Below are 23,370 nucleotides of genomic sequence, written 5' to 3'. Positions count from 1 at the left end.
CTCACCTTTTTATTGGAACGACACCGATGACTGCTCGCGCAGAGAACGCGGACGCATGTCGATCCAGTGCTCATTGATGTAATCCAGACAGACCTGACGTTCGCCACGCATCCCCGCCGCGCTCCAGCCGCTGGCCATCGGCTTGCCCGCCGGCCACAGGGAATACTGACCCTGAGCGTTGATCACCACATCGAATTGCTGCTGTGCGTCATTCATGTCGTTTCTCCTGTTGAACGGGATTGCAGCGCTGCCAGGTGCCGGATCAGCCCTTGTGCGAGATGGTTGAACAGCGTGCGCCGCTCCTCGTCGGTCTTCGCACAGGCCCAGACATAAACCCGCGCCGACGCTGCGCAAACCTGCGCATACGCATCCGCGTCGTCAGCCGCGAAGGCCCGGGACGAGATTTCAACATTGGCGGTGGCATGGGCCTGAACGAACGCCGAGGCGCTGGCCTCGGTATTCAGTTGCGCGTAATACACCGCGAACGCCTCGGCATCGCCGAAGTGCTCGGCGATCATCGCGGTGTTGCGCGGCGCGAGGCCGTAAGTCATCGCACTGGCATGGGCCTGGGCGTACGCCGCGTCATAGGCATAGGCCCGTCGATACAGCGCCAGCAACACCGGTTTGAGCGTGGCCCGCCACTCGCCCTGACGCCCGGACAAACCGAGAGCCGCCCGTTGATGCAGGCTTTGCAAGGCGAGCAGCGCTGGCCGGTGTTTCGGCAATGCCTCGCATAGCATCGGCAGCACCACGTCGGCTTGCCAACGATGAATCGGACGAAGCGACTGCGTGTCCTCGAACCCGTGAATCCGCTGATGCAAGACTTCGGGCTGGTCTTCACACAGCACCTGCGTCAACGTCAGCCACCAGCGGGGCATCAGGATCGGCTCATTCATATCGACGGTCCCTCCGTGCCAATGACCTCGGCCAGCATCCGCGCCCAGCGGCCTGCCACGATGCCGTAGTGATCGGTGTCCAGTCGCTGCCAGTTCTGCAACTGCGGCAGCAAGGCCTGCCAGTTGCGTTGCAGGTCATTCATGTTCCAGGTGTTGCCCAGCCCATAAGGGTTGGCGTGCCCGGCGATGAACATCTGCACCTGTGTGTTGCTCAGCACTGGAGGCTGAAAGTCGACCATGCTGGCCATGTTGTTGCGGCAGCACACCGTCAGCCGTTGCAGATAAGTCTGACGTTCCTCGGACATCGCCTGCCCTTCGACGTCAGGCCAGCGCTGGGCGAATTCACGCTGGAACACCTGCTCGATGGTCTGCTCGTCGATGCCGGCCAGTTCCGCACCGGCATCCGGCGCGGGTGGGTCGATCAGGTACAACTGCGGTTGCCTGAATCCGTCAGCCTGGGCTTGCAGACACAGCGCCTGCGCCACCCAGGCCCCGAACGACCAACCCGCCAGGCGCCAGGCGCAACCTTCCGGGAGGTGGGCCTTGATCGCCTGCAGATACAACCGGGCCCGCTCGACAATGCTGATGTTCGGTAGCGCCGGCACACGCAACGCAGGATCCGCAATCACGCAGACACCCAGATCCGTCGGCAGCGTCGAAACCAGTTCCCGGTAGGCCTGAACATCGCCGCCCACCGGATGGATCAGATACAGCCATTCGCGACCGGCGCCGGCATGCCACTGATCGATCCGCACCGCGTCGTTCCAGCTGTGCGGCGCGTCATCTGAAGCCTCTGCCGTGGAATCTGCCACCAGCCCCAACACCTCGCTCAGGCTGACTTTGTGGCTGAACTGCGACAGCTGGAACACCTCGCCGGTGGCGGCTTGCAGTTCATCGATCAGGTCCAGCAAGGTCAGCGAATCCGCGCCCAGGTCGTACAGCGAATCGTCGTCCTCAAGCTCAGCCACGCCGAGCCATTTGCACAGGCATTCGCGTAGACGCACGGAAAGATCCACGCCTTTCGGAACTGCGACCTGCGCGACAACGGCGCCATGGCGAACCGGATAAAACCGCCGCGCGGTGTCGATTCCGGTGGTGGAAATCAGCAATTGCGGCAACTGCGTCGCCATCGCCAGATCGAACACCCGACAACCCTCTTCGGCCGACAAGCCGACCGTCAGATGCTCCTGATGCGCAGCGTCCCCGCCATTGCTGGTCGTGGCCATGCCGATGTCGCGCCAGATGTCCCAGTTGATCCCCAGGCGCAGGCAAGCATTGGCCGTGTCGGGACGGTAATGCGCGAAGCCGTCGAGCACACCGCTGGCTGCCGAATAGTCCAGATGCCCTGCGCCGCCGAACAGTGCCGACATCGACGAGCAGTACAGGACGAAGCCCGGCGAAAGCTGTTCGATCAGGCTTTCGACCGCGAGCATGCCGCGAGTCTTGGCGGCCATCGCCTCGGCCATCTGCCGGGCATCGCGATGGCGAATCAGACTGCCGGCACCGACACCCGCCGCATGAATCACCCCGGTCAGTTGACCGTAGCGTCGGGCCAGTTGATCGAGTACCTGCGGCCAGCGTGATAGATCGGCGATGTCCGCCTGAAGGCAGTCGATTCGCGAGGCGTAGGCCGCGAGTTCCGCAGGCAATTCACCTTGACGGGAGAGCAGCACCACACGCCGCGCAGGTGCCTGCAGCAGGTGTTTGCACAGAGTCCGACCGATTCCGCCGGTGCCACCCAGGACCAGAACCGTGCCGTCTTCCGGCAGCAGGCTGGAAGTCGTGGTCGGGCCCGGCAATGGCTGAGCGATCAACCGTGGCTGCCACAGGTAACCGTCGCGCACCGCCATCCGCCGAGGCAACGCGGCCGGACCACCGAGCAGCGCCGCCAGCTCTCCGGCCTGCGCATCAAGGTGCGGCGACGGCCAGTCCAGCCAGTGGCAACGCACCGGGTATTCCTGCGGCACCACTTCGCTGATCCCGGCCAGCGCCCCCAGCTCGGGACGCCGGACCTCGCCGTCCACCGGGCACGCCTGCCACGACATCAACCACAACCGCAGACGTGTCGTGCGTGCAGTTTGCCCCCAGGCCTGCATCAGCGCGCTGACCGTGTCCAGACAGGCCCACTGCGCCAGATCCAGCGATTGCTCGTTGACCGCGCCTGAGACCGCCAGCGGCAAGGTGTGCAGCCAGTCGAGTTCGCCGGGTTCAGGTTCTGTGACTTCGGAGAGCAAACGGCTCAGGGCTTCGGTGTCCAGCGGATCCAGTTCGAAACGATCTGCGCCGAGAGGCTTGAAACCATTGCCGGTGCGGACTTGAACCACGCGGCGATAAACCGTTCGCAGATTTTCCAGCAATGCCGCGCCGGGTGTTTCATGGCTGCAAAGGATCAACGTTTCTCGTACGGCCTCTGGTGCCTTCAAGCCCAGGCGTTGGACACGCACCCACTGCCGCTGATGAAACCACTGCGCCAGAGGTTGCCGCTCGATGCCGACCGAAACGGGGGCATCGATTCCGCCAGCGGGTTGAAACCGATAGGTCTGGAGATCAAAAGACGACGGCTGCAAATCCCAGGGCGGCGGTGCCGAGCGCTGCGGCCAATGGATATGGGCGCCTTCGTACCAGGCCTCCAGCAATGCCTGCGCTGAATGATCACGGGCGATCAGTTGTGCACCCGACGTGGTGATTTCCTTGATCGATGTTGGTTGCAAGGGAATTTCGTCACCCGGTTGGCAGACCATCGCAAAGCGCCAGCGCAGTTGTCGGCGACCTGACTGCAAGTGCCGCAGCAATGCGGTCTGCTGTTCCGGGTGCGTTTGCATGTGCTCGCGGATCACCGCGATATCGCGCAGCAGTTCCGCTCGGCTGTGAGCCGAGATCATCAGCAGTGGCAGCGTTTCCTCGGTCACGTCCTGCACCGTGGGTGCAGCACCCACAATCACATGAGCGTTGGTCCCACCAATCCCGAAACTGCTGACACCCGCCAGTCGCCGCCGGCCTTCCGGCCATGGCCGCGATGAAGTGGGGACGTAGAACGGTGAATGCTCCAGATCGATCTGCGGGTTGATCCGGCCAAACCCGAGGTTCGGCGGCAGCACGCCATGGAACACCGCCAGACTGGCGCGGATCAGCCCCACCACCCCCGCCGCCGCGCCGAGATGGCCGATCTGGCTCTTCACCGAGGCCAGCGCGCAACTGCCGGCCGGCGCCTCGCCGAAGGCCTTGGTCAACGCCGCGACCTCAATCGGATCGCCGAGCAAGGTGCCGGTGCCATGGGCTTCGATGTAGCCGATGTCAGCGCCAGTCAGTCCGGCGCGGCTCAAGGCATCGCTGATGACCGCGCTCTGCCCGGCCACCGACGGCGCGGTGTAGCTCATTTTGGCCCGGCCATCGTTGTTCAGTGCAGAGCCTTCGAGCAACGCGTAGATCCGGTCGCCATCCGCCCGCGCACTGGCCAATGGCTTGAGCACCACCACGCCATAACCGCTGGCGCCGATGGTGCCGCTGGCGTCGTCACTGAACGGGCGGCACAGGCCATCGGCGGAAAAGATGTGCTGCGAGCGATGTCGGTAACCATCGGTCAGGGTCGGATCGATCAGCACACCGGCAGCCAGCATCACGTCACTGTCGCCCTGACGCAGCATCGAACTGGCCAGGTGCACGGCGATCAGCGAGCTGCCGCACGCTGCCTGCACGCTCAGGGCCGGGCCATTGAGGTCCAGGTGATACGCGGCCTTGGTCGTCAGAAAGTCCTTGTCGTGATGCAGCGCCATCTGGAAGCCATCCGGCAGATCGCCTTCAGCGGTGTCGCGCAGCAGCTGCTGGAAGTAGGTGGTTTCGCCGCAACTGGCGATCAGGCCGATGCGCGGACCGTCCGCAGACGGGACGATGGCCGCGTGTTGCAGGGCCTGCACACAACCCATCAGCAAATGCCGCTGTTGCGGGTCCATCAGGCGCGCCTCCTGGCGGCTGATGCCGAAGTACTCGGGATCGAAATCGAGCATGCCGGCCAGTTGGCTGCGGGCGCCGACCAGACCTTCGCTCGCATCAAAGTGTTCGATGCCCAGCTCATTTCCCTGCACCATCGCCCAGAACTCGGACAGGTTCCGCGCCCCGGCCACATTGACCGACATGCCGATGATCGCCATCGGCTGGTGACCTGCATCGGTTTGCCGGACACGCTCCACTGCTGCCACCGAAGCCGTCGACAGATGCGCCGCCAGACGCCGTATCGTGACGTGCTCGAACAGGTCGGCCATCGTCACCTTGTGCGGCAGCGCTTCGGCGTAACGACCATGCAAACGCATCAGCCCGAGACTGGTGGCGCCGGCCTCGAAGAAGGTCTGTTCCGGTTCGATGTCACGGCCAATCACGTCCCGGAACAGCTCGCTCAGTTGCCGTTCCAGTGCGCTCAACTGAACAACCGGTTGTGGCGTGCTGCGACGCTCCAACGCCTCGCCCACATTCGGCAAGGCCTTGCGGTCGATCTTGCCGCTGGGGGTCCGTGGCCAGACATCGATCCGGCGATACTCATCGATCCGCACATGGGCCGGCAGCCGTTGCGCGACCTGACGATCCAGCTGTTGCGACGTCGCAGGCTCGCCGTCGAGTTGCAGCCAGGCGATCAGGCGTGGCGGATCGCTCTGAACCGCCACCACCGCATTGATCACTTCCGACACCTGCATCAGCGCCGCTTCGATCTGCCCCAGCTCCAGACGATGGCCGCTGAGTTTGATCTGCTGGTCGTCACGTCCCAGATAATGCAGGCAGCCTTGGGCATCGGCCCACGCCAGATCGCCGGTGCGATAGAACAAGCGGCCCTCTGGCAACTCTACAAACCGCTTGGCATTCAGATCAGCATCAGCCAGATAACAACGGGCAACCATCGGCCCCGCCACCAGCAGATAGCCGCGACTGCCAATTGGCACCGGGCGATCAAACTCATCGACCAACAGCAACCGGGCATTACCGACGGCATGACCGATCGGTGCACGCAACGGCCAGTCACGGGTCTCCGCTGGCAATCGCAAGGCACTGACCACGTGGGTTTCGGTCGGGCCGTAGTGATTGAACAACGAAGCTTGCGGCATGCCGCCAAACCAGTTGCGTAGCGCGTCGGTACAGAGCAACTGCTCCCCGGCGGTAATCACTTCGCGCAATGCCGACGGGTAGATTCCCCGAGCCACAGCGGTTTGCGCCAGATGCTGCAACGCCACGTACGGCAGGAACAACCGTTCGATCCGCGCCTCGACCATGTAACCCAGCAATGCCTCGGCATCCTGCCGCCAGCGCGGCGTGATCAGGTGATAGCAGCCGCCCCCGCACAGAGTGCTGAAAATCTCCTGAAACGACACGTCGAACGACAGCATCGAGAACTGCAAGGTCACCGCTTTCGCCGGCAACTGCCCTTCGCTGCGCTGCCATTGCAGCAGGTTGCACAGGGTGCGTTCCGACACTTGCACGCCTTTGGGCGTGCCGGTGGAGCCTGAGGTGAACAGCGTGTACAGCGGTCGTTCACCGGCGTGGCGTGGGCGCTCGAACGCTTCGGCATCGACATGCAGATCGACCCGGTGCGTGGCGAATCGTCCGGCATTGAGATCATCGAGCGCAGCCGCCGTCGTGTCGCTGAACAGCACACAATGCGGTTGCGCCTGTTCCAATACCTGACGCTGGATCGCCACCGGATAATCGGGATCCAGCGGCACGGCGGTCAGGTTGAGTTTGGCCAGGGCCAGCAGCGCAACGATGTGCTCAACCGAGGCATCGAGGAACAGCACCACATGCAGCGGCGCATTCCCAGTCGGCAACGGATGGCGCTCAACCAAGTCAGCAGCCAGAGCGTCGGACAGTCCATTCAGCTCGCCATAAGTCAGGCGGCGCTGACCTTGAACCAACGCAACCGCATCCGGTGTGCAATGCACCTGATGCTCGAACCAGTCCGCCAGGGTGTTGAACGGCAGTTCACCCTTCGGCCCTTCACTGGACGGGGTCAGACCGTGTCGATAAGGGCCCAGCAGACTGTCGAGCGTCGCCGTCGGGCATTCCAGCAACAGGTCCAGACCACGGCGGAACAACGCATGCACCGTGCTCATCTGTCCGGCATCGAAATAGCTGCACTGGTATTCCCACCAGCACTCCATCTGCGAGCCGCTGCCCACCATCAACAAGGTCAGCGGACACTTGGCTTGCAGGTGTTCGTTGAACTCAAGGGTCGCGCGCAGGCTGGAGTCAGCCAGTGCCGCGTAATCAGTGTTTTCCAGCACGAACATGAAATCGAACAGCGCGGTACTCGACGACAGCCGCAGGTCTTCGACCAGATCCGCCAGCGCCACATCTTGCAGCGCCAGCACCTCGCGCACGGTGGCGCTCTGTTGATGCAGCTGTTCGCTCAGGGTCGTTGTGTGGTTTACGGCGGTGGGAATCAGCACGGTGTTGGCAAACATGCCGACGCTGTCTTCGAATTCCGCCAGTGGCCGGTTCGCCACCGGGCTGGCGATCCGGGCCCGCTCGCACCCGGTCAGGGCGTAAAGACTCCAGGCGAAGACAATGAACAGCACTTCGAAACGGGTCAGTCGCTGTTGCGTGCAGAACCGTTCAAGGGCTGCACTGCGCACCGCGCCCAGGGCTTCGCGGTGCAACCTCGCGTCCGGGCTGACCGGGCCCATCGGCATCAACGCGGGCGATGGTTCTTCCTGCCGACGATGCAACCCGGCCAGGGCTCGCCGCTGGTCACGGTAATGCGGATCGACGCTCCATTGCCGCTGCCACTGGCCAAACTCCAGCGTCGTCAGACGGGCTGCCGATTCCGGGTTCTCGCGACCCTGCACAGCGTCGGCATAGAGCTGCTTCAGATCGTCGAACAGCAGGTTCACCGACCAGCCATCGACGATGATGTGATGCAGATTCAGCAGCAGCCGGCAGCTGCCATCGGCGAACGGCAACAGCCACGCCTGAAACAGGTTCGGCGTGGACAGGTCGAACGGCGTGGCGAACACCAGCTCCGCGAACGCCTCCCAGTTGTCTTCGGTGAAATGCCCGACGGCAAAGGCGCGGCAGGCCGAACCTTGCTCGGCAATCACCTGATCAAGACCCTCGGCACCCGATGCGAATGCCATACGCAAACCAGGATGGCGCTTCACCAGACGGTCCACGGCCTCGCCCAGTGCCGCGACCTCGACACCGGCCGCCAGATGCAGAATCAGCGGCACGCTGTAAGCGGTCGAGGTCGGCGAACGTTGCTGCAACAACCACAGGCGGCGCTGTTCGGCGGTGGCCGGCAAGCGTGCGGCGCGACTGATCCCGGGCGCAGGGGGATAGATCGACTCGCCACGCTCACCCAGCAGCTGTCCGGCCAATGATGAGAAAGACTCGTTGAGCAACGTGTCGAGGGGGATCTCGCGCTGCCAACGGTTACGAATCGCCGAACGCAGACGCATGGCCTTGAGCGAATCACCACCACTGCCCAGCCAGTCGTCCTGCGCACTCAAGCCCGGTTGGCCGAGCAGCGAACGGGCCTGACTCAGCAACCAGTCCAGCGCCGGCGAAGCATTGTCGTTTTCCATGGCCACTGAAGCTGGATGCCACGGATTCAGCGGCTGCCCCAGCAAGCTGTCGCGATCGATCTTGCCATTGGCCGTCAGCGGCAGGCGCTCCAGCAGGAACAGTTGATGCGGCCGCATATACGGCGCCAGTTGCGCCCGGAGATGGGCTTCGAAGGCGTGAAAGTCCAGCTCCCCGCGAGGCACGATGAACGCCAGCAGCTGATGATCCTCCGCCGCCTGACGCCGGGTGCAGACGTACGCCTGCGCCACCCCCGGATGCTCCAGGATCCGTTGCTCCACCTCCCCCGGCTCGATGCGGAAACCGCGAATCTTCACCTGACGGTCGACCCGCCCCAGACATTCGATCAAACCTTCGGCATTGCACCGCACCAGATCGCCGGTGCGGTAATGGACGTGCGCGCCACCGTCGAGGTCGGGTAACCGAACGAACTGGCGGGCGGTTTCTTCGGGCCGGTTACGGTAGCCACGGGCGACGCCACTGCCACTCAGATACAGCTCGCCCACCTCTCCCATTGGAACCGGCCGTTGCTGTTCATCCAGCACCTGCACGCCGGTATCCGGCAGCGCCCGGCCAATGGGCGCCAGGTCACCGGTAAAGTCGCGGCTGATCGGCCAGCACAGGGCAAACGTGGTGCATTCGGTGGGACCGTACACGTTATGAATCCGGCACCCGCTATCAGGATTCGCCCGATACCAGCCACGGACGGCCGCAGCACTGATCTGCTCGCCGCCGATCAGCACCTGCCGCACGCTGGAAAAACACGACGGCCACTCGGCAATCAAGGTGTTGAACAGCGACACCGTCATGAACAGGTTGTCGACCTGCGTCCGCTCCAGGACCTCGGCCAGACGCCGGGCATCCAGCACGTCTTCGTCGGCGATCATCACGCAGCAACCGCCGTTGAGCAGCGGCGCCCACAGCTCGAAACTGCACGCGTCGAACGCCGGATTGGACAGGCAGGCAAACCGGTCGGTCGGGCGAATTTCGATATAGCCGTCGGTGTGCGCCAGACGCAACAAGCCGCGCTCGCCGACTTCCACGGCTTTCGGAATGCCGGTGGTGCCCGAGGTGTAAAACAGGAACATCACCTGGGCGAACTCTGCGGTCAGCGCTCGCGGCGGAGTGTCCGGCTGGTCGAGCAAGGCCTCGACGCTGGATTGCCACAATGAAGGCGACCACTGAGGTTCTTCGTTCAGGGTAATCAGCCCCACGCACGCTGCATCCGCCAGCATCAATTCCCGGCGCTTGAGCGGACTGGCACGGTCCAGCGGCACAACCACGGCGCCGATTTTCAATGCGCCAAGTATCGCCGCCAACCATTGCCAGCAACGCGGCATGCACAACGCCAGCGACTGGCCGGGCTCGACGCCGCGTGCCAGCAACCCTCGGGCGATGCGCTCGCTGGCGCTGGCCAGTTCGGCGTAGGTCAGGGTTACCGAGCCGTCGATGACGGCCGCAGCTTGTGGATTGCGCTGCACTTGCCCGGCAAAACGCGCGAGCAACGTCAGGTCATTGGACGCACTCATCATTTCGCCTCCTGCGCGGCGAAGCGTTGCAGCTCCTGCCGGATGATCTGCGAGACCCGATGGATTTCCGCGCTTTCGAGCATGTCCCAGTGCCCGCCGCTGACCAGTTTCGCCAGATAGCCGCTACCCGCGCGACGCCGCCAGAAGCCGCGCAGCTCATGCAACTGATGGCGGCTGAAGTCTTCCCGCGCCTGAATCAGCACCACGCGACCGGCACGCGGCGCACATTCATAGGCGGCCATGGCCAGGCGGTTGTGGTTGTAGATGTTGAAGTAGCGCTCGACTTGCGCGTCTTCGATGCCGGGGTACATGCCGTTGAAGCGCACCAGTTTGTCGCGGAACTCGGCCATGTCCACGGTGCCGATCTGCTCGCGGAAACCCGGATCATCGCTGCCTTGGGTATCGAGCAGCACCACCGTCACCTGACGATGCCCGGCCGCCGTCAGCAACCGAGCCATTTCATAAGCCACCAGACCACCGAACGACAGCCCGGTGAGAATCAGCGGTTGCGTCGTCAGCGGTTCGATCAATCGCAGATACGCTTCGGCCATCGCTTCAACCGTCGGTTCGGTGCTCTCCCCCGGATTCAGCCCCAGCGATTGCACCCCGTAAACACCGGCCTCGTCCGGCAACACCTTGGCCAGCGACAGGTAACAGAACGCCGTGCCGCCCGCCGGGTGAATGCACACCACATTGCTCTGCCCCGCGCCACGGCGGAACTCGATGAGATTGCCCTGCGCCACCGCGGGGTTCGCCCCGACCCGCAGCCAGCCGCCCAGCGCCTCGATGGTCGGATAGCTGAGCACCACGCGCACCGGCATCTCAACCGCGAACACCTGGCTGATTTCATGGGCCATCTTGATCGCGGCGATGGAGGTGCCGCCGACGTTGAAGAAGTTGTCGCGAATGCCGATCTGCGGCACCAGCAGCAGGCGTTTCCAGATCTGGTACAGCGTCAGTTCGATGTGGTCGCGCGGGCTGCTCAGGTTGACCTGACGATTGACCATTTCCTCATCCGCCAACGCCGTCAGCGCAGTCCGATCGACCTTGCCATTGGCGGTCAGCGGCAAGGCGTCGAGCCACAGATAACTGCCGGGGACCACCGCACGGGGCAGCGTCGTCGCCAGATAAGCCTGAACCGCCGCTTCATCCATCGACTCGGCGACCACGCAACACGCCACCAAACGCTGATCCTGCGCCGCCTCGCCGACCATCAGCACCACGGCGCTGCGAATGCCGGGAAACGCTTCGAGCCGGGTTTCGATCTCGCCCAGCTCCAGACGCACGCCGCGCAACTTGACCTGAAAATCGTTGCGCCCGAGAAACTCCAGCTGACCGTCCGGGCGATAACGCGCCAGATCGCCGCTGCGATAGAGGCGATCCCCCGCCACAAATGGATTGTCGATAAAGCGCTCGGCACTGAGCTGCGTCAGCCCCAGATACCCCCGGGCCACGCCGACGCCGCCAATGTGCAATTGCCCGGTGACACCCACCGGCACCGGCTCGTCGCGGTCATCGAGTACGTAAAAACGGTTGTTGGAAATCGGCCGGCCGATCGGCAGTTGCCGGGCCGGCACCTCGGCGCCCGGTTCCAGGGTCCAGATGCTGTTGATCACCGTGGTTTCGGTCGGGCCGTAGACGTTGTGCAGGCGCGCATGGGGCAAGCGTTCCTGAAAACGCCGGGCCAGGGCTGGCGGCAATTCACCGCCGCCGCTGAATACATCGGTCAGCGATGTACACAGGCTGACCTCTTCGACTTCCAGAAACAGCTGCAACATCGCCGGCACGAACACCAGCGCCGTGACCTGCTGCTCGCGCACCTCGCGGGCCAGATACGCCGGTTCGTAATGCCCGCCGGGCCGTGCGATCACCAGCCGCCCGCCGGTTGCCAACGGCCAGAACGTCTCCCAGGCCGACGCATCGAAACCGAACGGGATCTTGTGCAGCATCGCCCCCGCTTCGCCACAGACCTGCAAGCACCACAGCAGAAGATTGCTCAGACCACGGTGAGCGACCATCGCGCCCTTGGGCAACCCGGTGGTGCCCGAGGTGTAGATCACGTAGGCGAGATGGTCAGGGGTGACGCCGACATGGCGTGGGTCGAGATTGTCGGCGGGCAATGACGCCCAGCTCGCGGCATCTTCTTTGATGTCGAGAATCGGCGCTTCCCAGGTCGAACCTTGTATGGCCTGACGCAAAATCCCGTGCGCCGAGCCGAGGGTCAGCAGCACCGCCGGCGTGCTGTCGCCGAGCATGTGGCTCAGGCGCCCCAACGGGTAATCCGGATCCAGCGGCACGTAGGCACCGCCGGCCTTGAGCACCGCCAGCAGCGCCGCCGGCAACTCCAGCGAACGCTCGATGCACACCGCCACGCGCACGTCCGGGCCAACGCCCAATGTGCGCAAATGCCGCGCGAGTCGGTTGGACCGGGCATTGAGTTCGGCGTAACTCAGTGACTCGCCTTCAAAGACCACCGCGCAAGCCTGAGGGTTGCTTGCGACCTGAGTTTCGACCAATTGATGTACACATTGCGCCGGTTGCGTCAGCGGCATTGTGCGGTTGAAGTCGACCAGTACCCGCTGACGCTCAGCCTCGTTCATCAACGGCAACGCATTGATCGGTTGCTTGGCGTCAGCGGCGATTCGTTCGAGCAGGTGACGGTAATGTCCGCTCAAGCGTTCGATGGTCGAGACGTCGTAGAGGTCGGTGTTGTACTCCACCAACAGGTCCAGCCGCCCTTCCCGCTCGACCCACTCGAACGCCAGATCGAACTTGGCCGTGGCACTGCTGGTGCCGTACGGCGTCAATTCCAGATCAGGCATCCGCACACCGCTGCCGGGGGTGTTCTGCAGCACCAGCATTACCTGGAACAACGGCGAATGGCCGGGATCGCGCTGCGGATTGACGGCCTCGACCACACGGTCGAACGGCACGTCCTGATGGGCGTGGACGTCGAGCATCTGGCCACGCACGTCGCGCAGCAATTCGGCGAAGGTCTGCTGCGGATTCAGACGCTGACGCAGCACCAGCGTGTTGACGAAGTGACCAATCAGCGGCTCGACTTCCGGGCGATTGCGGTTGGCGAACGGCGTGCCGAGGCACAGATCCTGCTGGCCGCTGTGGCGCCACAACAGCACCGCCAAGGCGCCCAGCAGCACGTTGAACAGCGTGCCCTGGGTCTGCCGGGCCAGCGCCGTGAGTTCGCGCAAGGTTTCGCCATCGACGGATGAACTGAACGTAGCGCCGACATAGCGCTGCACCAACGGTCGTTGCCGGTCGGTGGGCAAGGTCGACAACAGCGGCGCATCGTCCAGGATGCGCCGCCAGTAATCGAGCTGCGCGTCCAGCGCCGCACCGCCGACGCTCTGTTGCTGCCAGCAGGCGTAGTCGGCGTATTGCACCGCCAACGGCGTCAGACTCGAGGCCTCACCACGCCGATAATCGCCGTACAGCGTGGCGACTTCCTGCAGGATCACGCCCATCGACCAGCCGTCGGCGATGATGTGATGCACGCTGTACAGCCACAGGTATTCGTCGTCCGCCAAACGCAACAAAGACGCGCGCAGCAATGGCCCGGTGGCCAGATCGAACGGTGCCCGGGCGTCCTGTTCGACGGCGAATCGCACGTGCTGCTCACGCTCTGCGGCCGGCAACTGGCACAGATCCGTCACCGACAACGATAGCGGCATCGACGGGTGCACCACCTGACGCGGCTCGCCCTCCACGCTGCAAAACGTCGTGCGCAGGGCTTCGTGGCGGGCAACCAGTTCGTTCAGTGCCCGTTCCAGCAACGCTACATCCAGCCGTCCCTTCAGCGTCACCGCCGTGGGCACGTTGTAGAACGGGTTGCCGGGTTCCAGTTGATCGAGAAACCACAGCTGCCGTTGCGAGAAGGACAACGGCCAGGACGCGTGCTCGCCGGTGCGGCGTGGAATCACCGCGTCATCCCGGCCGCCGAGCAAGGTAATCAGTTCCTGCTTGTGGAGCTTGAGCGCCGCTGTCAGTTCTTCGGTGAGAAACCCGCGCGGCGCCTTGCAGCGCAGCCTGTCACCGTCCACCTCGAGCACCACGCCATGGCGAGCGAACAACGCCAGCAATTGATCGGCATTCATACTTCGAACTCCTCCATGTCTTCGTCGTCCAGGCTTGCGGTCACAGGCTCGATGGCAAACGCCTCGACCGGCGCGCGGTGTTGTTCATCGGCCGTGCGCAGGCCGCCGATCATCGAGTAGATCAATTCATGACTTGGCCCGAGGTCGAACAGCGCCGTCAGTTGCTGCTCCTCGACCGAGCCGATGCCGCACAGGCCCAGGCCGTGTTCAACGGCGGTCATGCTCAGCAACTGGGCCATGGCGCCGCTTTCGATGTGGCAGAAGTCACGGCTGCGCTCGCCGTACAACGGACGTATCGCGGCCATGTCGGCGATGAAGAACAGCGAGAACGCGGCGTTTTCGTACACCGGGCGATTGACGAAATAGTCGTAGGTGTCCGGGTCGAGCAGTCCGCTCTGGAGCGCCAGCAAACGATGCTGGCGAGGATCGTAGTAATACGCGCCACCGGGCACGCCGAGCACGCGCTCAGGTTTGACGTAGAGGTAGGCCTGAATCGGGTACAGCCCGCCCGCCGACGGGAACTGGTATTTCACCTCGCCGTCGAGTTGCCCCTGGGCCAGTGCGGCCAACAAATGCGCGAACGCCTGAGTCGCAATCGGTTGGTCGCCGAACTGACGAACCGAGCGGTAATCGCTCAAACGCCGGGCGAAAGCCGGGTCTTGCGGCAAGTCCAGTGCCACCTCCGACAAGGCTTGAGTGAAGACACGGCGACCGCGTTGCTCAGCCTTGAACTGTGCCCGCTGCTGTGGATCTTCGATGATGTCCTGCGGGGCCTCCGGCGTCTGCTGGACGTTGCCGAGCAACTCCTGGCGGGCCCGGTTCTGGCGGTACATGCCGAGCAGATGCAGCAACGTCGGCTGGGCCAGCAACTGGGCCACATGCGGGCGGAACTGCAAGGCGCCGGACAAGGCGTTGCTGATCCTGACGATATCGATCGAGGTCGCGCCGAGGTTCAACAGGTTGGCATTGGCGGCAATGGATTCGCGCTTGAGCACACCCTGCACGATGTCCACCAGTCGCTGTTCCTGCGGGCCCTCGACTTCCAGCGCCGGGCCTTGTTCCTCGATTTGCTCAGGTTCCGGCAGGCGCTTTTTGTCGACTTTGCCGTTGGAGGACAACGGCCATACTTCGACGAAGGTGAACGACGTCGGAATCATGTAAGCCGGCAGCTTGTCCGTCAGATAGTCGGTGAAATCGCTGGCCTGCAACGCCGGATCGGCCTTGAGCACATAACCCGCCAGACGTTTTTCGTCCAGCGTGCTGCCCAAAATCCGCACCACCGCGCTCTGCACACCGGGATGGCGATTGAGCGCGGCTTCGATCTCGCCCAGCTCGATGCGATAGCCCTGGACCTTGACCTGATTGTCTTCACGACCGAGGAACTCAATGTTGCCGTCGGGCAGCAAACGCCCAAGGTCGCCTGTGCGATACAGCCGTTCGCCAGTCAGTGGATGATTAAAGAAACTGCCCGCGCTGAGTTTTTCATCGCGCCAGTAACCTTTCGCCAGACCGATGCCGCCGATGTACAGCTGACCGGCAACCCAGGTCGGTCGCACTTGCAGGGCTTCGTCCAGCACGTAGAAACGCTGATGGTCGAGGGCCTTGCCGTAGGGAATACTGCGCCAGAGCGGATCGATGTGCTTCACCGGATAATAGATCGACCAGATCGACGCTTCGGTGGCGCCGCCCAGGCTGATCAGTTGCAAATCCGGCTGCAACGCCCAGGCCCGCTCGGGCAGGGTCAACGGAATCCAGTCGCCGGACAACATCGCCACCCGCAGGCTGGCAGGCAATGCACCGCCCTCGCCCTCCACGTACTCGACCAGCATGCCGAGCAACGCCGGCACCGAGTTCCACAGGCTGACCTGGTGACGTTCGATCAACGCCAGCCAGTGCGCCGGATCGAGAGTCAGTTGCGGGTCGAGGATGACCACCGCCGCGCCCACGGCCAGCGTGCCGAAGAAGTCATAGACCGAAAGGTCGAAGCTCAGCGACGAGATCGCCAAAACCCGATCATTCGGCCCGACGGCAAAACGGCGGTTGATGTCGAGCAAGGTGTTGACCGCACCGCGATGGTCGATCACCACGCCTTTCGGCTGGCCGGTGGAGCCGGAGGTGTAGATCACGTAAGCGAGGTCGTTTTCGTTCACCTGCACCAGTTGCAGTGGCAATGCATCGTTTGAGACTGCATCGGTCACCGCGATGGGCGTGACCTGCGCCGGCCATTCGATCCTGTCGAGCAGCGCCGGTTGGGTCAGGGCCAGACTCGCCTCGGCCCGCTCCAGAATATGCCGCAACCGTTCCGCCGGCTGGGTTGGCTCGATGGGCAGGTAAGCGCCGCCGGCATACAGAATCGCCAGGGTCGCCACCACTTGCTCCCAGCCGCGCTCCATCACCACCGCCACCAATCGGTTCGATAGCACGCCCTGCGCTTGCAGGCGGGCGCCGAGTTGTCGGGCCTCAAAGCGCAACTGGGCGTAAGTCAGTTGTCGCGCGCCGATTACCGCCATTGCATCTGGCGTGGCGAGGGCCTGACGCTCGAACAGTTCGTGCATCAACGGCAGCATTTGCTGATTGTCGACCGGTGCCGGCAACCGCGCCTGCGGCAGCAGTTGTGGCGTGTTGGCGCCCCAGGCCGCCGGCTCGCACAGGCTGTCGAGCAGCGTGTTATAGGCGACGAACATCTGCTCGATCATGCCTTGCGGGAACAGTTCGTCGATGCTGTCCCAGTTGAACAACAGCCGTCCTTCCAGTTCCAGCAAGGTGTGGTCGAGCCACACCTGCGGGGTCTGGGTGATGCTGTGCATGTGTTTGGCATTCAATGCGTCCGCGAGGTTGAACTCGGCCAGTTCCGGCGCCGCTTCCGACAGCGTGCTGTTGAACACGATCGGCATCGCCGTCTGCTGCACACCCCGGGCCTGGGACAATTCGCGCAGCACCCGTACGCCGCTGACCACCGAATGGTCGATGTCGCGCCAGAGTTGCGCCTGCACCGCGCGGGCCTTGTCGGTGAAGCTCAGTGCCCCGTCGATGCCGACTTCCAGCAGCACCAGCGAGGTGAAGTCGCCGATGATTTCGTCGACATCCGGGTGCAACGGCATGCGATTGAACAGCGGCAGACTCAGGGTAAAACGCGGGGTGCGGCTCCACAGCGCCAGCACTTCGCTGAACGCTGTCAGCAGCATCACCGACGGCGTCACCGCAAACTGCTTGGCCACGGCTTTGAGTTGCGCCCACTGCGCCGCCGACATGTCGCGGTCGCGGCGGGTGAAGTGCGGGTTGGCGATGCTTTCGGGCTGGCGCACCAGCGGCAGGTCCGGCGCCGGGGCCAGAGTGGTCACTCGTTCGCGCCAGTAGCCCAGCGCCTGCTCGTAGCGGCGACCGCTGCGCAGTTGCTGTTCAGCCAATACGTAGTCGCGGAAAGTCAGGCCCGGTTCCGCCAGTTCCAGCGCCGGATCGACGTAGAACGCCATGAGTTCGCGCGCGAGAATCTGCGTGCTCGCGGCGTCGACGATCAGCGCGTCGAGGCTGATGTGCAAATGGGTGATGCCGTCATCGAGCAGCGACAGGCTGAACTCGAACAGCGGCCAGCGACTGGCGTCCAGCACCTGATGGGACTGGCGTTCGCGGGTTGCTTCCAGCGTGCGTTGCGCCACGTCAGCAGGCAAACCGCGCAGATCGCTGCGGGGCATGCGATAGGTCGGCACCTGCGCCAGCACCTGTTGCGTACCGTCGCTGAGGAAGATCACGCGCAGCATGTCGTGGCGCAGGATCATGCGATTCAGGGCTTGCTCGAAACGCTCGGCGTTGAACCCGGGAATACGCAGTTCTTCGTAACCATGGGCGCTGACGCCGCCGAGGCTGACCGTGGCCTCGCGGCCGAACCAGTAGGCCTGCTGGATATCGGTCAGCGGGAAGGGTTCATGCCGATTGCCGCGATCCGGCTCGATCTGGATGAACGCCGGTTCAACGCTCTGCTCTTCACGCGATACCTGCGCCGCCAGATCCCTCAGCACCGGGGTCTGGAACAGGCTGCTCAGAGACAACTGCGCGCCCATGCGCTGGTTGATCGCGTAGATCATCCGCGTCGCCAGCAGCGAATGGCCGCCGAGGTCGAAGAAGTTGTCGTGGATGCCGACCCGCTCGCACTTGAGCACTTCAGCCCAGATTTCGGCCATCTGCCGTTCGATGTCGTTACGCGGCGCCTCGTAAGTCGCCCCGGCGCTGCGTTCCGGTGCCGGCAGCGCCTGTCGGTCGAGTTTGCCGTTGCGGGTCAGCGGCAATTGCGAAAGCCGGACCCAGGCACTCGGGATCATGTGTTCGGGCAACTGGCGTTGCAGTTCGGCACGCAAGGATTCACTGGTCGCGGAGCCGACCACATAGGCCACCAGACGCTTGTCCCCGGCCACGTCTTCACGCAGCAACACGGCGGCTTCCTGCACGCCGGGTTGCTGGTGCAACAAGCTGTCGATCTCGCCGAGCTCAATGCGGAAGCCGCGCAGTTTCACCTGTTGGTCGATGCGTCCCAGGTATTGCACGTTGCCGTCGGCCTGGAACTTCGCGAGGTCGCCGCTGCGGTACATCCGCGCGCCCGGCTCGTCGCTGAACGGGTCAGGCAGGAAGCGTTCGGCGGTCAGGTCCGGGCGGTTCAGATAGCCACGGGCCAGACAGTTGCCAGCAATGTACAACTCGCCCGCCACGCCGACCGGCACCGGATTCAAATATTCGTCCAGCACGTAGAGCCGCGCGTTGGCGATGGGGCGGCCGATGGGCGGTGCGTCCGGCCAGGATTCTGCCTCGTTGCAGTCGAGGCTGAACTGGCTGACCACGTGGGTTTCGGTCGGCCCGTACTGATTGTGCAACTGCGCGCCGCCGAGCCCACGGACAAAACCGCGCAGCTCGTCATTGATTTGCAGGGCTTCACCGGCGGTGATGATTTCGCAACCACCCAGCGGCATCGGTGCACCCGCTTCGGTCAGACCGGCGAGTTGTTGCAACACGGCGAATGGCAGGAACGCCCGTTGCACGCTTTCGGCCACCAGGGTCGGGCGCAGCGCGGCGAGGTCCTTGCGACTGTCCTCGGTCATCAGCAGCAGGCTGCCGCCCTGGCAGAGGGTGCTGCAGATTTCCTGGAACGAAACGTCGAAATTCAGCGAGGCGAATTGCAGCACGCGCTGAGGTGCCGTGGCTTGATCGAGTTGCCAGTTGATCAGGTTGTCCAGCGCGCGGCGGTTGTGGGCGACGCCTTTCGGGCGGCCGGTGGAACCGGAGGTGTAGAGCACGTAGCCGAGGTTTTCCGGGGTCACCATGACTTGCGGATCATCCGTCGGGTGCTGTGCCCATTGCGATGCGTCAGTGTCCAGGCAGCAGATCTGCGCCTCGTTCACCGGCAGCCCGGCCATCAGGCTCGATTGCGTCAGCAGCATGGTCGGCGCGGCATCGCTGAACATGAACGCCAGACGTTCGCTCGGGTACGCCGGGTCGAACGGCACGTACGCCGCACCGGCCTTGAGGATCGCCAGCAGGCCGATGACCATTTGCGGCGAACGCTCCAGGCACAGGCCGACACAATGCTCGGGGCCGACGCCTTGTTCGATCAGGTAATGCGCGAGTCGGTTGGCGGCGCGATTCAGTTCGCCGTAACTCAGTTGCTCACGGTCGGCGAGCAGTGCCACGGCATCGGGCGTTTGTCTGGCCAGGGTTTCGAAACGCGCCACGCAACCGGGCAGCGACGCAGTGTCGTGCGCGGTGCGGTTCCAGTCATGAACGATCTGCTGGTGTTGCTCGGCGCTCAGCAGCTTGATCCCCGCCAACGACTGCTCGCTGTCCTCGACCATCTGCGTCAGCACCCGGCGCAGGTACTCGCCAAACCGCTCGACCGTGGATCGTTCGAACAGACCCGAGGCGTATTCCAGACCGCCGACAATCTGCCCGTCGCGCTCATGGAGCGCCAGTTGCAGATCGAACTTGGCCACGTGATGACTGCTCTCGACCGGCGTGACGTCGAGCCCGGTCAGCAGCAGATCGGAATCCTGATCCTGCTCCCAGGCAAACAGCACCTGGAACAGCGGACTGTGGGCCAGACTACGCGGCGGGTTGAGCAACTCCACCACTTGCTCGAACGGCAAATCCTGATGTTCCTGAGCCTCCAGTGCGACCCGCCGCGCCTGTTGCAGCCATTGCGCTACTGACGGCGAACCCGATCGGGTCATGCGCAGGGCCAGGGTGTTGACGAAGAAGCCGATCAGCCCTTCCAGCTCCTGTTGCGGACGGTTGGCCGATGGCACACCGATCACAACATCGTCCTGCCCCGAGAGGCGCGACAACAGCAGCGAAAAACCGGCCAGCAAGTTCATGAACAGCGTGGTGCCTTGCTGCATGCCCAAGGCTTTCAGGCGCGTGGTCAAGGCTTCGTCGAAGACCAACGGGACAAAACCACCGAGGTAGTCCTGCACGGGGGGGCGCTTGTGATCCGTCGGCAATTGCAGCACCACCGGCGCTCCCGTGAGGGTTTCGCGCCAATAGCGGTTTTGCTGTTCCAGCACTTCACCGGTCAGCCATTGCTTCTGCCACACGGCGTAATCCACGTACTGCACGGGCAATGCCGGTAGCGGATCGTCGCGATCCTGTAGCGCGGCTTCGTAGAGTTGCCCCAGCTCACGAGTGAGCACGCCCATCGACCAGCCATCGGAGATGATGTGGTGCTGGGTCAGCAGCAACACATGGTCGTCCGGCGCCAACCGCGCCAGGCATACACGCATCAGCGGGCCCCGGCTCAGGTCGAACGAGCGGGCGCCCTCTTCGTCGATCAATCGAGTAAGACGCTCTTGAGCATCAGGCCCTTGCAGATCGGTTACGGTCAGTCGAAGGCTGTGGGCAGGCGGTGAGACCTGCTGCCGCCCTTCCCCTTCAACGGCGATGAACGTCGTGCGCAGCGCAGCATGTCGTGCCACCAGTTGATTGAAGCTGCGTTCGAGCGCCGGAACGTCCAGCAAACCACGCAAACGCAGGTTCAGCGGCATGTGATACGCCGCGTTGCCGCCCTCCATTTGTGCCAGAAACCACAGGCGCTGCTGAGCAGACGACAACGTTTGCGCGCCCGAGCGTTCAAGGGCCGTGATGGCTGGACGAGCCGTAGCCTGACTGGCTTGCAGTCGTTCGGCGAACTGTTTCAGAACGGGTGCGGCGAACAGCGTTGAAGGCGCGACTTCCAGACCCAGCGTATGGCGGACCTGCGCCAGTACGCGCATCACCAGCAGCGAGTGACCGCCGAGGGAGAAGAACTGATCTTCACGTCCTACTCGCTCTACGCCGAGAACTTCGGCCCAGATTGCGGCGAGCGCAGTTTCCAGCGTTCCCTGCGGCGCCTGGTATTCCTGCTGATCGAATGCCTCGACATCCGGCGCCGGCAGACCGGGCCGATCGACCTTGCCATTGGCGGTCAGCGGCAGCGCATCCAGACGCACGAATGCCGTCGGCACCATGTAGTCCGGCAGGCTGATTTTCAGCTGTTCGCGCAGTAAACGCGTGCTCAAAGTGGCGTCTGGTTTTTCGCAGTAGTAGGCAACCAATCGCGGTTCACCGGGACTGTCTTGGCGCAACAGCACCACGCTTTCACGAATGCCCGGGATGTCCGCCAACCGGGTTTCGATTTCTCCCAACTCGAGACGCAAGCCACGCAACTTGGCCTGGGAGTCGTTGCGGCCGAGGAACTCCAGTTGGCCGTCGGCCCGATAGCGCGCCAGATCCCCGGTGCGGTACAAGCGTTCGCCTGCCACGAACGGGTTGTCGATGAAGCGCTCGGCGGTCAGTTGCGGCAGGTTCAGATAACCCCGCGCCACACCGACGCCACCGATGTACAACTCACCCGCGACAGTCTCGGCAACGGGCTCGCCTTGTTCGTCGAGCAGATAAATCCGGGTATTGGGTAGTGCCCGGCCAATAGGCAGCACAGTCTCGACCTGACTGCTTTCGGTGAACTCGAAACAGGTGCTGTCGATGCTCGCTTCGGTGACGCCATAGGCCTGGACGATCTGCACCCGCTCACCGCACAGCCTGCGCAATTGTCGGGCGCTGTGGGCGGTCCAGATGTCCGAGCCGCAGACCACGTTGCGCAGGAATGACAAGTCATGGCCGCTCTCTTCGACCCACGCCAGCAAGGGATTGAGCAGCGCCGGGACGAAGTCGGCAAAGCCGATCTGCGCATCGCGCATCAGGCGATACAGGGCCGGCGGGTCCATCAAAGTGTCCCGAGGGCACAGCACCAGCGTGCCGCCAAACCCCAGCGCACGAATCAGATCGGCGCTGAATACGTCGAAGGAAAACCCGGCCATCTGCAGATGATTGATCGGCTCGCCCAAGGCATAGAGTTGCGCCCAGGCAGCGCTCACGGCGATCAGCCCGCGATGCTCGACCATCACGCCTTTCGGGGTGCCGGTAGAACCCGAGGTGTAGATCAAGTAGGCCAGGTGTCGGGGTGTCAGGCCTGTCGCGCAGGGATCAGGATTCTCGGTTGACTGTGAAGCCCAATGCGTTGAATCGCCCAGATCGAGCACCGTGGTCGATTGTTCGAGCGCAGTCATCAGGACATGCCGCGCCTGACCGTGGGTCAACACCACCGGCGGCGCGCTGTCGGCCAGCATGTGCGCCAGCCGCGCTTGCGGATACGCCGGGTCCAGCGGCACATAGGCACCACCGGCCTTGAGCACCGCGAGCACACCCACCAGCATCTCCAGCGAACGCTCAAGACAAATCCCCACCCGCACATCCGGCCCGACGCCGAGGCTGCGCAGATGATGGGCCAGGCGGTTGGCGTGGATATTGAGATCGCGGTAGCTGAGCGCCTCTTCCTGCCAACGTACGGCAATAGCCTCGGGGTAGCGCAGCACCTGCGCTTCAAACAGACCGTGCACACACAGATCGGTGTCGAACGGAATCGAGGATGAAACGTCGGGCTGCGCGGGATTCGTCCCACGCAAGGAAGTGTTGTCGAGCATCGGCGGCTACCGTCCATGACTGCATTATTTTTGTGATCAGGCAGAGACAGCACGCGCCCCGCCAGTCAGGCCCCGGTATCAGGTACCGGTTCGGTCATTCGAATTCAGGAAGATGGCGCGGCACGCGCATGCAGACTCGCGTCGCACGCAGGCACACACAGGAAACCGGGGGGAGAAAGGCTGGCGAAGAACACCGCGGCGCGGTCCGCGCAGGCAGCTGGGGAGATGACAGAATCGTTGACGACATCCGTCGCCCTGCTCATTGCATCGTCGATTG

At 63.6% G+C, this 23,370-nt stretch carries 5 protein-coding genes; all 5 read right to left on the bottom strand.

The window, feature by feature from the left end:
• Positions 1-9 precede the first annotated feature (9 nt).
• The 5 genes from M5B44_RS10060 to M5B44_RS10040 are packed head-to-tail and all read right to left on the bottom strand — an operon-like array spanning position 10 to position 23,093.
• Complete coding sequence (locus tag M5B44_RS10060; protein WP_085708523.1) at positions 10-216, bottom strand: MbtH family protein; 207 nt, start codon at positions 214-216, stop codon at positions 10-12.
• Entirely contained in the window at positions 213-896 is a 684-nt protein-coding gene (locus M5B44_RS10055; protein ID WP_248739053.1) for a hypothetical protein, read from the bottom strand. Before M5B44_RS10055 ends, M5B44_RS10060 begins: the two co-directional genes overlap by 4 nt.
• On the bottom strand, positions 893-9,988 hold the full coding sequence (locus tag M5B44_RS10050; protein WP_248739052.1) for a hybrid non-ribosomal peptide synthetase/type I polyketide synthase: 9,096 nt from the start codon (positions 9,986-9,988) through the stop codon (positions 893-895). Before M5B44_RS10050 ends, M5B44_RS10055 begins: the two co-directional genes overlap by 4 nt.
• Positions 9,985-14,097, bottom strand: coding sequence for an amino acid adenylation domain-containing protein (locus tag M5B44_RS10045; RefSeq protein ID WP_248739051.1), 4,113 nt, complete (start codon positions 14,095-14,097; stop codon positions 9,985-9,987). The genes M5B44_RS10050 and M5B44_RS10045 overlap by 4 nt, the downstream gene beginning before the upstream one ends.
• Positions 14,094-23,093 (bottom strand): non-ribosomal peptide synthetase, encoded by a 9,000-nt coding sequence (locus M5B44_RS10040; RefSeq protein ID WP_248739050.1) that lies wholly within the window; start codon positions 23,091-23,093, stop codon positions 14,094-14,096. The genes M5B44_RS10045 and M5B44_RS10040 overlap by 4 nt, the downstream gene beginning before the upstream one ends.
• Positions 23,094-23,370 lie beyond the last annotated feature (277 nt).

This window comes from Pseudomonas sp. MWU12-2029, from assembly GCF_023242425.1.
GTDB classification, from domain to species: Bacteria; Pseudomonadota; Gammaproteobacteria; order Pseudomonadales; family Pseudomonadaceae; genus Aquipseudomonas; species Aquipseudomonas kribbensis.
Note: the sequence above shows the minus strand (reverse complement) of the source record. Positions and strands in the feature narration are given on the sequence as shown.